This window comes from Bifidobacterium longum subsp. infantis ATCC 15697 = JCM 1222 = DSM 20088 (assembly GCF_000269965.1).
GTDB classification, from domain to species: domain Bacteria; phylum Actinomycetota; class Actinomycetes; order Actinomycetales; family Bifidobacteriaceae; genus Bifidobacterium; species Bifidobacterium infantis.
Map to the genome: position 1 here is coordinate 224651 of NC_017219.1, position 13764 is coordinate 238414.

General features: G+C 61.0%; 11 protein-coding genes and 3 tRNA genes. 8 read left to right on the top strand and 6 right to left on the bottom strand.

Features of this window, described 5'->3' with window-relative positions; genetic code table 11:
- Positions 1–33: 33 nt before the first annotated feature.
- Together BLIJ_RS00980 and BLIJ_RS00985 are read right to left on the bottom strand one after the other, a co-directional pair.
- Positions 34–1161: a DUF805 domain-containing protein gene (locus BLIJ_RS00980; RefSeq protein ID WP_012576639.1), complete on the bottom strand. Its 1128-nt coding sequence runs from the start codon at positions 1159–1161 to the stop codon at positions 34–36.
- 100 nt (positions 1162–1261) lie between these two features.
- Complete coding sequence (locus BLIJ_RS00985; protein ID WP_014484515.1) at positions 1262–1603, bottom strand: Abi family protein; 342 nt, start codon at positions 1601–1603, stop codon at positions 1262–1264.
- A gap of 282 nt (positions 1604–1885) precedes the next feature.
- On the opposite strand from BLIJ_RS00985, the gene gltX reads away from it, so the two are divergent.
- The 3 genes from gltX (at position 1886) to BLIJ_RS01000 (ending at position 3804) form a co-directional block, all read left to right on the top strand.
- Positions 1886–3406, top strand: coding sequence for a glutamate--tRNA ligase (gltX, locus tag BLIJ_RS00990; RefSeq protein WP_012576641.1), 1521 nt, complete (start codon positions 1886–1888; stop codon positions 3404–3406).
- A gap of 211 nt (positions 3407–3617) precedes the next feature.
- A tRNA-Glu gene (locus BLIJ_RS00995) sits at positions 3618–3690 on the top strand.
- 39 nt (positions 3691–3729) lie between these two features.
- Positions 3730–3804 (top strand) — tRNA-Gln (locus tag BLIJ_RS01000).
- A 269-nt stretch (positions 3805–4073) separates the two neighbouring features.
- On the opposite strand, the gene BLIJ_RS01005 is transcribed toward BLIJ_RS01000, so the two are convergent.
- The 3 genes from BLIJ_RS01005 to BLIJ_RS01015 all read right to left on the bottom strand — a co-directional run bounded on the left by BLIJ_RS01005 (position 4074) and on the right by BLIJ_RS01015 (position 5963).
- Entirely contained in the window at positions 4074–4571 is a 498-nt protein-coding gene (locus tag BLIJ_RS01005) for a hypothetical protein (RefSeq protein ID WP_012576642.1), read from the bottom strand.
- Positions 4572–4736: 165 nt separating this feature from the next.
- Positions 4737–5585, bottom strand: a complete 849-nt coding sequence (locus BLIJ_RS01010) for a YoaK family protein (protein ID WP_012576643.1) — start codon at positions 5583–5585, stop codon at positions 4737–4739.
- A 189-nt stretch (positions 5586–5774) separates the two neighbouring features.
- On the bottom strand, positions 5775–5963 hold the full coding sequence (locus tag BLIJ_RS01015) for a hypothetical protein (RefSeq protein ID WP_014484516.1): 189 nt from the start codon (positions 5961–5963) through the stop codon (positions 5775–5777).
- 186 nt (positions 5964–6149) lie between these two features.
- Here BLIJ_RS01015 and BLIJ_RS01020 point away from each other — a divergent pair, with 186 nt between their 5' ends.
- Complete coding sequence (locus BLIJ_RS01020) at positions 6150–6863, top strand: AlbA family DNA-binding domain-containing protein (RefSeq protein ID WP_012576644.1); 714 nt, start codon at positions 6150–6152, stop codon at positions 6861–6863.
- Positions 6864–7377: 514 nt separating this feature from the next.
- Here BLIJ_RS01020 and BLIJ_RS01025 read toward each other — a convergent pair.
- A tRNA-Ser gene (locus tag BLIJ_RS01025) sits at positions 7378–7462 on the bottom strand.
- A 301-nt stretch (positions 7463–7763) separates the two neighbouring features.
- Here BLIJ_RS01025 and BLIJ_RS01030 point away from each other — a divergent pair.
- From BLIJ_RS01030 to BLIJ_RS01045, 4 genes are all read left to right on the top strand, one after another.
- Positions 7764–9407, top strand: coding sequence for a DUF6020 family protein (locus BLIJ_RS01030; RefSeq protein WP_012576645.1), 1644 nt, complete (start codon positions 7764–7766; stop codon positions 9405–9407).
- 168 nt (positions 9408–9575) lie between these two features.
- A complete protein-coding gene (locus BLIJ_RS01035) occupies positions 9576–11504 on the top strand; it encodes an FTR1 family protein (protein ID WP_012576646.1) in 1929 nt (642 codons plus the stop codon).
- A 132-nt stretch (positions 11505–11636) separates the two neighbouring features.
- Entirely contained in the window at positions 11637–12332 is a 696-nt protein-coding gene (locus tag BLIJ_RS01040; protein WP_012576647.1) for an iron transporter, read from the top strand.
- A 152-nt stretch (positions 12333–12484) separates the two neighbouring features.
- Positions 12485–13753 (top strand): DUF2318 domain-containing protein, encoded by a 1269-nt coding sequence (locus tag BLIJ_RS01045; RefSeq protein ID WP_012576648.1) that lies wholly within the window; start codon positions 12485–12487, stop codon positions 13751–13753.
- The last annotated feature ends 11 nt before the right edge of the window (positions 13754–13764 follow it).

Consider the following 13764-nt stretch of genomic DNA (forward strand, 5'->3'; position numbering starts at 1 on the left):
TCGAGCGGGGCCTCACCGTTGATGCACGTCGCTTCAGCGGGTTTCGCCGGAGTCCGGGCCGGCGTTCTCGTGTTCGGGCGGCACCTGGCCGTATTGCGGGGCCGGTGCGTATTGTGGAGTCTGCCCGTATTGCTGTGGGTTCTGCCCATACTGCTGGTTCTGCCCATACTGCTGGTTCTGCCCGTATTGTGGGTTCTGCCCATACGTGGGGACGGTCTGGCCGAAGTCTTGGGCGGGGGTGCCGGGAGCCGGGAATCCCGGGGCGGCGGAGGCGCCGTACGGCGTACCGTAGGCGTTTTGGGGTGCGACGCCGATCGCCGCGTCGTCGTCGAACCGTGCGCCTTCCGGCTTGGAGGGCAGGGCCATGAACACAATGCCGGTGACCGCGCTGGCCAGCATGATCAATCCGCCGATGGCCAACGCGCCGAAGCCGCCGGTTGCCAGAGCCTCATAGCCGTAGCCATAACCGTAATCGTAGTTGTGGCCGATGGCGCCGATGGCGCCGTACAACGCCGCGCCGCCGCCGACGATCATGATGAGCAGTCCCAAAGTCATCATGCCGCAGAAGACGGCGGCCCACCAGCCGGGCTTGTTCGTATCGTGCAGGCGGCGGACGGCGAGCGCCAGGCCGGGGACGACGATGGCCAGGTTCCACAGGCTGGTGAGGAAGTCCAGCCTGCCGTCCGTGACGTCGCCGAGCAGGGACAGCAGGGCGTTGATGATGACGGCGGCCAGCGTCCACCACCAGAATTCACTGCGGGAGGCGCGTCCCCTGAACACCGTGTATTTCTGCCAGAAGCGGAGGAAGGCTTCGGAGAAGGGGCATCCGTAGTACGGCTTGTTCAGCGGCACCGCGCCGGTGGGGGCCGCGTACTGGTTGTAGGTGGGGGGAACCTGGCCGTAGACGGGGGACGGCTGGGCATAGGGATTGGCGTTCGGAGCGGACTGGCCGTAGGACTGGCCATACTCCTGCTGGCCGTAGATGGGCTGGCCGTAGGGTTGCTGCTGCGCCGCTGACGCCGGGGCGGCGAAACGACCGTGATCCTGCCCCGCAGGCGTCGCGGTGGGGGCTCCATATTCGGGCGTGCCTGAGTGGTGTTGGATAGGGCCGCCGTTAGGCGTGGGCGTGGGTGGTGCGGGCGCGTTGCTGGGATCGGTCATTGATTCCCCTTTCATAAGACGATTGCGTCCCTCCATTCTCTCATTGAGCGGGTGTGGGACTTGCCGCCATCCGGCAGACCCATATCCGACTGCTCCGTCATCATAGGCTTCTTTTTTCATTCGTGTAAGCGTTGCCGTCCAACGCCAGCAGGTACGCAAACCTCGAGCGCAATGCAAGCTCCACCTTCGCGGTTCCCTTGAGGATGATATTGCGCAACTCCTCATCCATCATGTAGGGGATAAGGAAGTCGACGTCGCGAGTGCCCGTCTTGAACCTGTTGCCGCCGTTGGCGGGATTGATCTGGAAGGAACGGAAATAGCCGGAAAGACGGTAATAGTTGCAGTCGAAGAGCGCCCTGCGAAGACGTGGCTCATCCGTGACCGCCAGACCGCGCTTCTTCATCAGGCCGATTATCTGGTCGATGGTTTTCGCGGGCTTCACTTCCGCCCCAGCATGAGAAGAGCCCCCTGGTTTGAGCACTGTGAGTAGGCTTAGGGAGCTGCTGTTGTCTACCATGCTAGTCATGTCCTCGCGTCTTGAAAAGTCTGCGGCGCGTCTCACGCATGCTATATATCCCCATGGTCCGACAGTCGACCATGCGCCAACCTGGCAGTTTCTACGGCGAGGCATCACGCGGCGGGCTCATCGAATGACATGAATAACAAGGAATGCCTCCGCCGTCGCGGGCCGTCGCGTCCGGCGCGCGCGGCACAATAGGGGACTATGACTGATGCTGAAAACACCAAACCCGAACTGCCCAAGAACGTTCGTGTTCGCTTCTGCCCGTCGCCGACCGGTACCCCGCACGTCGGCATGATTCGCACCGCCCTGTTCAACTGGGCGGAGGCCCGCGCCACCGGCGGCAAGCTGGTCTTCCGCATCGAAGACACCGACGCCGTGCGCGACAGCGAGGAAAGCTATAACCAGATTCTCGAATCCCTGCGTTGGCTGGGTATCGACTGGGACGAGGGCATCGATGTGGGTGGCCCTCACGGCCCGTACCGCCAGTCCGAGCGTACCGCCATCTACAAGGATGTTGCCGCCAAGCTGCTCGAAGCCGGCTACGCCTACGAGTCCTTCTCCACCCCCGAGGAGATCAAGGAACGCAATCTCGCCGCGGGTCGTCCGGCTGAGTTTGGCTACGACGGTTACGATCGCAACCTGACCGATGAGCAGAAGGAGGTTTTCCGTGCCGAAGGCCGCAAGCCGGCGCTGCGTTTGCGCATGCCCGATGAGGATATCGCCTTCGACGATCTGATTCGTGGCACCATCGAGTTCAAGGCCGGCTCCGTGCCGGACTATGTGATCGTGCGTCCGAACGGCGACCCGCTGTACACGCTGACCAATCCGGTCGATGACGCGATGATGGAAATCAACGTCGTGCTGCGTGGCGAGGACCTCCTGAGCTCCACCCCGCGCCAGATCGTGCTTTACCGTTACCTTATGGAACTTGGCATCGCCAAGGAGATGCCGCTGTTCGGCCACATGCCGTACGTGATGGGCCAGGGCAACAAGAAGCTCTCCAAGCGCGACCCGGAGTCCAACCTGTTCAACCACCGCGACAACGGCTTCATCCGCGAGGGCCTGCTCAACTACCTGGCCCTGCTCGGCTGGTCTATCGCCCCGGACCGCGACGTGTTCTCCATGGACGAGATGATCGAGAAGTTCGACGTGCGCGACGTCAAGGCCAACCCGGCCCGCTTCGACATCGACAAGGCCATCTCCATCAACGCCGAGCACATCCGTATGCTCGAGCCCGAGGACTTCCTGCGCCGCTCGGTGCCGTACCTGCATCGTGACGGCGTGGTCGGTGCCGACGACTGGGATGCCCTGACCGACCGTGAGCGTGAGGTGCTGACCGCCGCCGCTCCGCTGGTTCAGCCGCGTGTGCGTCTGCTGGGTGAGGTCGCCGGCATGGTCGGCTCCCTGCTGTCCACCGAGGAATATCTGGAGCCTGCGGATGACGCCAAGAAGCAGCTCAAGGATTCCGCCGGCGAAGTGCTGGACGCCGCCATCGCCGCCCTCGAGGGTGTGGATGAGGCCGATTGGAAGACCGACAACCTGCATGAGACCCTGAACAAGGCTCTGGTTGAGGAGGGCGGCTACAAGCCGCGCCTCGCCTTCGGCCCGGTCCGTGTGGCCATGTCCGGCCGCCGCGTCTCCCCGCCGCTGTTCGAGTCCATGGAGATCGTTGGCAAGCCGATCACCGTCGCCCGTCTCAAGGGCCTGCGGGCGCATCTGTGATGCGTCGTCCACCGCACGCCGGCGGATGATGGGAGCGTGACGCATGGCGGGCATCCGTACATACGGATGCCCGCTTTCGCGTTGCATGGGGTGTTCCCGCAGAACGGCGGAAAATGGCGCGACACGCCGGGATTTGCGTGAGAGCAGGGTAGCGCGTAATATATCTACCTGTTGCGCGGTTCGCCTCGCAGCCGGTTGAAAAACTGAATATGCCCCCATCGTCTAGCGGTCTAGGACTACGCCCTCTCACGGCGCCAACACCGGTTCAAATCCGGTTGGGGGTACGACGAACAACTCTTCGGAGTTGCTACGCCAAGCCAAATTGGGGTGTGGTGTAATTGGCAACACAGCTGATTCTGGTTCAGCCATTCTTGGTTCGAGTCCAGGCACCCCAGCCAATAACCCTCGCGGATTAGCGAGGGTTTTTTGTTTTTACACGTCCTGCTCATGAGATACGGCCGAGAGGGTAATCCTGAATAGACAACTCTGGGGCAAAGACTGGGCTATAGTCCCAATCCGTGACTCAAAAACGGCAGAAATCCCGCGTCCGAACGTAAGGGGCGCGGGATTTCTGCCGTTTCGGGCCGTGCAGGACCGGCCGACATCGCGCGTTGCCGCGACTTGAGCGCTGTCCGATCCTGAAAACGTGAGGGAGACCGCCCTCGTCTTACTTCTTGACCGCGTTGACGGCGTCAACAGCCTTCTGCAGCGACGTGGTGTGCTCGTGGTACCACGTGACCTGCTGTTCGAGTTTCTTGGCCGCGGCCTGGTAGCCCTTGGTATCGTCGGCCACGCAGCCTTCGTACGTCGGCAGTTCCACGGTCAGTTCCTTGGACAGCGCGTCGAGAGCGGAGGCGTCCGAGACGTCTGCCTTGGTCAGAGCGGCGGCTTCTGCAGCATCGCCATTGACCAAGTTGTTGTAGTCGTTGGTGGCGTTACGTACGTCTTCCGAGGCGGCGGCGCAGGCGGCCACTGCGCTATCGTACTGAGACGCGCTGTATGCGCGGGTGCCGAACACCGCGACCGCGGCGATAATCGCCACCGCCACGATGGCAATCACTATAGCGACCCACTTCGTCACTCGCTTGTTGTGCGGCTGTGCCGTCGCTTCTGCTTGGTTCTGGGATTCGGACTGGTTGCCGTTCGCCTGCTGTGCGTCAGTCATATTTACCTCTCCTTCTCACTGCCCCTGTTTGTATCTTGCGGAGGGCCTGTTTCAAACAACGGGTATCCAACATATCGAGGAGAGCCGAGATTGCCGGGCGTTTCCTACTGGTTGCGCTGTGGCGTGGCCGTTTTTGTCTCATATGGCGAAAGTATGCGCCAGAGGCTATTGCCGACCGGTGACCCACGGCGCATCCGAATGGACATGCGGAATCATCATCGCGATGACCGCCAGCAGACACCCGAGCATCACCATCAAGATGATGTTCTCGTGTCCGTGCGCCTGCAGAAGCGCGCCGGTCAGCGCGCCAGACGCCAGCGCCAGCATTACGACCGCGCGCCGCCCGAGCTTCGACTGCTGGTGGCCGTGTGCCGAAGCGTCTGCGACGACGCCGGTCAGCGTCATCGTGAGCACGGTGGTGGGCAGGTCCGGCACCGACAGCTTGCGGGCGGTGGAGTTCTGGATGCCCATTGCCGGGGCGAGCAGCACGATCAGCAGGATGATGTGCAGGTCGATGTGCCGTGCGGTGGGGAAGTTCAGGCTCGGCTGTGAGGCCTGTGAGGCCTGGGTGGTCTGTGCAAGCCGTGCAATCGAGGAGACGCCGGACGCATCGTCTGCGGGGCCGGTGATGAGCTGGTTCAAAAGATAGACACCGATTAGCGCGGCGAGTACGAACGACGCCTGCACGCAGGTAGAAACCAACAGATGCTTGGCCCGGTTCTCCTCGAATCGCCGGATGATGCGCCCGCCGATAAGCGCGCCGACCATGAAGGAGACGAGCGTCAGCGCCGACGTCCACCAGACGAAGCCTTGGGCATGGGCGATCGAAAACCCAAGAAACACGATGTTGCCGGTCACGTTGGCCACGAACACATGCCCCAGCGACAGGTAGCTCAGCGCGTCCACCAGCCCGGCGACGAACGTCAGCACCACCAAGGCGGGGGAGAGCAGACCGTATCTGTCTTCCTTGCGGGGAACCAACGTGCGTCCTGCTTCGGCAAGATGTGATGTCATGGTTGCGACGAGGCTCCTTTTCGGGATTGAAATTATGGCGAGAACATGCGTCGGTCGACGCCGCCACTCTACTCCCTACTCCCGTACGGTGACGGTGAACTATCGACGCTTTGGCCAATCAGATGCATCGGCATACCAGTGGTGCACTGGTGATTACGCATTTTTGAACTTCACTAACTGAATGGTCACTCAATCCGGATAATATCTTTCGAAGAGTTCGTTGCAGGTGCGATGGCAATGAGCAAAATGTGCATCCACGGTTTCCCAGTTGTGCTTCCATCCCGTCCCGCCGCGCATTCGGCCAATCGACGCGAGAAGGGAGTCCATGAAGAAAAGTGAGGCTTCTGCTGTCAATCCGGTGATGCATTCAAGCGTCATTGCGGTCTCAGTAGTGGGACGCAACTGCGATATGGCATGATTTGTATCTGCGTCCCACTCTTATGCGGGGTTCTCGGTGCGGCTTTCGCTGAATGTTTCACTGAATACACTGAATTCAGTTATTAAACATTGAATTCAGTGTAAAATTCAGTGTATCAAGAAGAATGCGTTGGGTTGGATCCCTTTATGGCACATGAATATGGCAAGGAAACGTTGTCGCTCGAGTTCAAAAGCGATTTGAAGCGTCTGCCAGATGACGATCTACTTGATGCCGTCGTGGCGTTGGCGAACTCGGATGGCGGTACGGTGTATATGGGCGTCGAGGATGACGGCACGCCGACCGGCATCGACAAAGTACATCAGGATGCGGTCGGTTTGTCGGCGATGATTGCCAACCGTACAGTTCCTCCGGTTTCCGCTCGTGCGCAGATCGTCGGGACGGAGAAGACGCCGGTGATGCAGATCGATGTGCCGAAATCCCGCAGCGTGGTCTCGACCAAGTCGGGCAAGGTGTTGCGACGCCGTATGAAGGTGGATGGTACGCCGGAGAGCGTGCCGATGTACCCGTACGAGATCGCCACGCGCCTGTCCGATTTGGGACGTTTGGACTTTTCCGCACAGCCGGTGCCGGATGCGACCCGTGATGATTTCGATCCCCTTGAACGCGACCGTCTGCGCCGGATTATCGGCACCTACCAATCCAGTGACCGTAATTTGTTGGAACTGACCGATGAGGAGCTGGAGAAATCCCTGCAAGCGGATGTCATGGAACTGCTGCATGTCGATGCGAACCAGGCGTACTACCAGCTGTCCAAGCTCGTTAAGGGTGGGAAGCTGGGGGTCATTGGCCGTGGCAAGGGGGCGCGCTATACGATCGGTGGCTTTACCGGGCGAAAGTGATGTGCTGGCGGATGTGCCTGTATGGATGCTTTGTGCTGGGCATCGTCCGAACTTGGGAAGTCGTTTCGGTACTTAGGAAGGTACCTAGGAACCTAGGAAGTGGTGTGGGTAAGGTTCCTAGGTTCAGGTATGCGTTCGTGTGGCGTTCATCGGAGGGGGTCAGGGGGAACCTTCGCGCTGGGCCGACCGGTATTCGCTGCGATGCGCTTGCGATACGGAGGCTGGGATTGTTGCGAACCAAAACGAAAAAAACTGCGCGGGGGGCATGAGGGGATCCGAATCGGCCCACTGACGGGACACATGGGACGCGGCCGGACTCCGATGACGAACACACGGCGGGCGAAGGCTCGAAGGCGTTTTCGGAATCGTCGGTTCCGATATGTGACACGCGCGGCAGGTCGGGGCCAAAGGTGTCGAAACGGAGGGAACCTGGAGGGAACCGACAATCGGAAGGAACCAAAGCAAAACCCCGGAAACCGAATGATTTCAACGGTTTCCGGGGCTTCAATACGGGCGGAGGATACGAGATTCGAACTCGTGAGGCTGTTACACCAACACGCTTTCCAAGCGTGCGCCATAGACCACTAGGCGAATCCTCCGTGCTTTGCAGCGCGCAGTCGAACTGTGTTCCGCAGGCAACTCGAATAAGTTACCACAGGTTTCGGATAAGTGCACGCTTCGGCGTGGCGCGTGTCGCGACGCGGATGCGAAGAATGATTACTGCGAGTGAAGGACTCACTGGAAAGTCCCGCGCAACACCTGCACAAGGACCGCATACTTGTGCAGGGCCCACACACCCGCGCGCACCTACACAACCACCGGTAAAGAAATCACCGTGTCCAGGTGAATTTTCGATGTTCGCCCGGCGCGCGCCCGCAATCGCGCCTAGGCTGTGGAGTCATGAACGAGGGGACAGCGGCCGACGTAACCGCAGCACATGGCGGCCGGTCGCGCCAATCGAAGAAACACTCAAAGACGTACCGCAGCATATCCGCGATCCTTAGTTGGCTCACGGCCCGCCGCCCGACCACGTTATCCACATCGCTGCGCGCGCGATTCCTCCCTTACCTGCTCACGCTCGCTATCGCCTGGCTGCCGTGGCTCATACTCACCTGGCCGGGCTCGATGCGCGACGATACGCTTGCCCAATATCTGCAATCGTCCGGTCTGCACCACTACTACACCCAGCATCCGCTGTTTGATACTCTCACGTTCGGCTTGTTCTGGCATATCGGCAGCGCACTCGGCTCCCCTCTGATCGGGCAGGCCCTGTACACCGTGACCCAAGCGGTTCTACTCGCCGCCGGGTGCGCGCTTCTGCTGTGCTACATCCGCAAAATCGGCTCGCCGCGCTGGCTCATCGGTCTCGGCCTCGTCTATCTTGCCACCAACTATGTGGTGGTCGGTGCAATCACCACGATGGGTAAGGACTCGTTGCACGCCGTGTTCTATCTGCCGTTGGCCGTGCTGTTCGTGGAGGCTTGTCTGACGCGCGGCTCGGTACTGGCTCGCCGCCCGGTGGCATTCGCGTTCGTCATCCTGTTGTTCGCCACCATCGTCTCCAAGCGGACGGCGCTCATAATCGTGCTATGCGCCGGCTGCTGTTTGCTCGCCGTCTGCACGCCCAAAGGCGCGCGGCGTCGTGCGTTCGCGTGTCTTGCGGTTGCCATCGTTGTGGCGCAGGGTGTGTGGACGCCATTAAGCGCGGCCGCCACGCATGCGAATCGATCGCCCGGACGTGAGGTGTGGGGCCTGGTCACCCAGCCCGTGGCCCGGCTCGCGCACGATGATCCCAGTGCGATAGACAAGGTTCAGCGGCGGCGACTGAACGCAATCATGGATCTCGACTGGGCCGCCGCCGGCATCAACCCGCACCGCACCGATGAGACCTTCCGCACTCTGCGCGAGCACCCTAGGCCAACCGCGGCGCAACAACTCGCGGCCCTGCAGGTCTGGGCGCAGCTCGGCCTCGCGCATCCGACTGAATATGCCACGGCCTATGCCGGGGTGACTCGCGGATGGTGGGACCCGCGCGTCAATTTCGCGTACCCCACTGATTCCGACTACCTGTTCACGCCTGGCTATCTCAGGCAATGGGCATCTTTCCTGACTGAAGGTGCTTGGAAGCATACTTCCGACGGCGATGCCGATACCGTGGCAGCCGAACGGCTTGCCGCCATCGAACATGACCTTGCGCCGCTGAGGGGTACCTCCGATAAGCCGCAATGGCAGAAAAATATATTGCGGGCGATTCATCGGTGGGCGCGTTCGGATGGTCGCGTCGGTGTTCGTAAAGGCAATCTGCTGACTTCGATGGCCCTGTACGTCACGTGGATTCCGCTGGCTGCGGGTCTTGCGCTGGTGGTGCGGCCTGCGCGACGACGCTACGGCCCCGCACTGGCCGCTTACGGTTTGTTGGCATTCACGGTGCTGTCGCTGTATGCCTCACCCATGGCACTATTTTGGTATCCGATTCCGGTATTCCTCGCGTTGCCGCTTTTTGTGGTGTTACCGTTCACATTCCGGGAGAGCCATCCTCTCTGAGCATAGTTATCTCAGATAGTGAAATAATTGCGGGGTTGAAAAGCACTAAAACGCCTTCTATTACCTCGCACCCGTCAAAAAATCAAGACTGTTGTTCAAGAATTTTTTTCTATAGAGTTCATAGTTGTTTTTGGACCATTCGAGTACTTGAAGTGAGAGGAATTCAGCATGGTTCGTCGCGCCTGCGCGCAGTCCGCTGAAATGAACACGATGCGGGAACGTGATACGCGCGTTGCCGTTTCTCGCGTGCGCGCGAAGTCGGGCAGCACCGGTCGTCTGCAGTCGGCCACGGTCTCGGCTCGTGCATTTGCGGTCATCGTTTTTCTGTTTGCGATGATCGCCGCGACCTTCCTCCCCTCCGCCATCATTCCGCAGTCCGCGTTCGCCGTGACGCCGGCAACCACTGCCACTGCTGCCACCGTCAAGAGCGACGACACCACCAGCGTCGATTACGCGACCTGGGCCGACGTTGCCAAGGCCGTCGAAGCGCAGTTGCAGGAAGGCCTTAAGGAATACAAGGACGGCAACCCAATGGGTGCCAAGTCCGATTTCGGGGCTGCATACACCACCGTCTACGTGACGTCCAACTTCAACAAAGTGGTGAGCGACACCATCGGCGCAGACAAGCAGACCGCGCAGCAGCAGGCCTTCCAGGACCTGCAAAGCCAGGTGTTCACGTCAGACCAGGCCGATCAGCTTACCCAGAAGGTCAACGACCTGACCGCCGACCTCGACGCCACGGCCCAGCAGCTCGACGCCAACACCAGCCTCGCCAACCCGAAGCAGTACTCCGAAGACCTCCAGAAGCAGATCGCCAAGGAGCGCAAGGAGCTCGACGCCAAGAAGAAGCGCACCGAGGAAACGGCCAAGACTTGGAAGGAAGTCGCGGATGCGATGCTTCCGATCCTGGACAACGCCTACAAGGCCTATGAGGGTGGCGACGCCGCCAAGGGCGCCACGCTCGTGAACGACGCCTACTACCAGCACTACGAGAAGCTCGGCTTCGAGAAGACCGTGCTGAGCGCCATCAGCGGCAACCGCGTCTCCCAGGTGGAATACCAGTTCAAGCTGTGCCGCTCCTCGATGAACACCGGCAAGCCTGCTTCCGAAGTCAAGAAGTACATCGACGACCTGAAGAACATGCTGGCCACCGATGCCGCCAAGCTCGACGGCGGCGCGGCCGATGAGGAGGGTGGCTTCCTCAAGTTCATCACCAGCTCGGTCGGTCAGGCGTTCCTGATTCTGATCCGCGAGGGTCTCGAGGCCCTGCTCGTGGTCGCCGCTGTGGTGGCCTACCTCGTCAAGTCCGGCAACAAGCGTTTCACCAAGTGGATCTACGTGGGCGTGCTCGCTGGTCTGGCCGGTGCCGGCATCGTGGCGGTCATCTTCATGCTCGCATTCGGCGGCTCCAGCCCGCTGCAGGAGATCATGGAAGGCGTGTGCGCGCTCGTCGCCATGTGCATGCTGTTGTGGACCAGCAACTGGATGCTCAACAAGTCCTCGGTGGAAGCGTGGAACCGCTACATCAGGGAAAAGACCGAAGCCGCGGTGGCCTCTGTCTCCTCGCAGGTCGAATCCGGCGAGAAGGTGGCTTCCCGCACGGTGATTTCGCTCGCCATGCTGAGCTTCCTCGCCGTGTTCCGTGAGGGCGCTGAAACCGTGATCTTCTACCAGTCGATCTACACGATGAGCCAGGATACGCATGGCATGGTGGTCGGCGCACTCGCCGCCGCCGTGGTGCTCGTGATCATCTTCCTGGTGATTCGCTTTACCTCCGTGAAGATTCCGATTGGCCCGTTCTTCCTGGTCACCTCGATCCTCATGTCCGTACTGGTGGTTGTCTTCGCCGGCGGCGGCGTGCACGCGCTCATCGAGGGCGACCTGCTGCCCGCCAACTACCTGCCGGGCGTTCCCACCAACGACTGGCTCGGATTCTACCCGTACGTCGAATGCATCATCGCCCAGGTACTGGCAGCCATCGCCGTCATCGCGCTGTTCGTGGTCGGCTTTGCCAAACAGCGTAAGGCCAAGGCCCGGCTTGCGGCCGGTGCAAGCAAGTCGGACGCGAAGGCTGACGAGGAGAGCGCGCAGGCGTAGCACAACGCCCGGTGCGACCATCTCGCGCAACACAACTTGCGACATGGCAACGGAAGCGATTCCAGCCCACGCCGCCACAACTAAAAACAGATAATAAATAATCCATTCACCACAACAAAAGGAATAAGAGAAATGATGAAGAACAAGAAGCTTGCTGCTCTGCTCGGCGTGCTGCTCGCCGGCTCCATGGCTGTTTCGATGGCTGCTTGCGGTTCCACCAACAACGCTTCCGATACCAAGTCCTCGACCAGCTCCTCCGACACCGCCAAGAAGGACGACTCCAAGAAGGCCGACGCCCCGACTGAGACCTCCGGCTTCGAAGAGGTCCCGGTCGGTCCCTCCGGCACAGCCAAGGAGCAGGACAAGGCCGCTGGCCCGCTGACCGTGGGCGCCGTCTACTTCCAGCCCATCGACATGTACCCTGCGTCCATGGGTCTGAAGGCTGCTGATGCTTCCTTCCACCTGGAAGCCGACATCCACGCCTCTGAGGAAGGCACCGACTACGGCTACGGCAAGGGCGACTTCGTCCCTGACCTGACTGTGAACTACACCATCATCGACAAGTCCACCGGCAAGGAAGTCGAGGGCGGCCAGGCCACCTCCGGTACCTTCATGCAGATGAACGCTTCCGACGGCCCGCACTACGGCGCCAACGTCAAGCTCGACAAGGCCGGCACCTACCAGCTCAAGCTCTCCATCGAGTCCCCTGAGAAGAACGGCTGGATGCTCCACGTTGACCCGGAGACCGGTGTCAAGAACCACAAGTTCTGGACCGAGCCCATCGAGGTCACCTTCGACAACTGGGACTACACCCCGCGTCAGTGGTGATTGACTAAGCAGAAAGCCCCTTCGTCAGAGGGGGCTTTACGCCGCTTTAGGGAGATAATTCTTAGGACGGTCTAAAAACTCCCCTCAGTCCGCTTTGCGGACAGCTCCTCTCAGGGGTGGGGGAGCCTAAGGTGAATAGAGAAAGGACGCGAATGCTTGAACAATTCGTGGCAGTGATGCCGGGCACCTTGGCCCCCACATTGCTGGTGATGAGCCTGAGCGTGATGCTCACGGTCGGCGAGGGGCGAGATAAGCCGATAAGCTCGCATTGGCGTCTCATCGGCCTGACCGTCGGCCTGATCGCCGCTATCACATTCGCCGGCCTGCGCGCCTCGGCCGTGATCAACCAGCGCACGTTCGTCAACTATCCGGTGCTGTGGTGCGCGATCATTGCCGACATCCTGACCATCGTCGTGGTGGTGTTCGCACGCCGCATCACCACCAATTGGCAGCAGCACAAGGTGTTCATGCACATTGCGAACGCCGTGGCCGCCATCGACATCGCGCTCACCCTGTTCTACGCGCTGCCGGACGTGATCCTGCAGCTGACCATCTGGGTGGAGCCCGGCGACCCGATCTTCACGTCCGACATGCTGCTGCGCGCGCTCGGCTTCGCGCTGGGCCTGGCCATGTCGATCATCGTGGCCGTGATCTTCCGCACGATGCGTTCGACCGCGGTGCGTGCCTCGTTCACCGCCGCCGTTCTCGCGGTGCTGGTGATTCTGTTCGTCCGGCACCTGACCGGTGTCATGCAGATCCTGCAGGCACGCGGTTTCCCGATAGGCCACACGGGATTCGTGGCCCTCGCCTGGTTGATCAACCACAACGACTGGATGATCATGGCCCAGGCGTTCGTGTTCCTGATTCCGGCCGTCGCCTCCGTGGTGGCCGGCTTCCGCATGCCGCTGACCGGCGCGAACGAAGCCATCGGCCGCAAGCACAAGGCGTTCCGCCGCCGCGCCGTGGCCTCCGCTGTCTGGAGCCTCGTGGCCATGATCGGCGTCACGCTGACCCTCACCGTCGGCGTCGCCGCGACCCATCAGACCATCACTCTTTCGCCGCCGGAAGCCTACTCGCTCAAGGACGGCGTGGCCACCATTCCCTTCAGCCAGGTCGAGGACGGCCACCTGCACCGTTTCGAATACAAGGCCAAGGACGGCACCGTCATGCGCTTCATCATCATCCGAAAGAACGGTGGCGCGTACGGCATCGGCCTGGACGCCTGCGAGAACTGCGGCGACGCCGGCTACTACGAGAAGGACGGCAAGATCATCTGCAAGAAGTGCGAGGTGGCCATCAACCTGGCGACCATCGGCTTCAAGGGTGGCTGCAACCCGATACCATTCCCGTACAAGACCGGCCACGGCAAGATCACCATTCAGACTACGGATCTGGACGCGCTGAGCGCCCACTTCCAGTGAGTCAGGCAGGA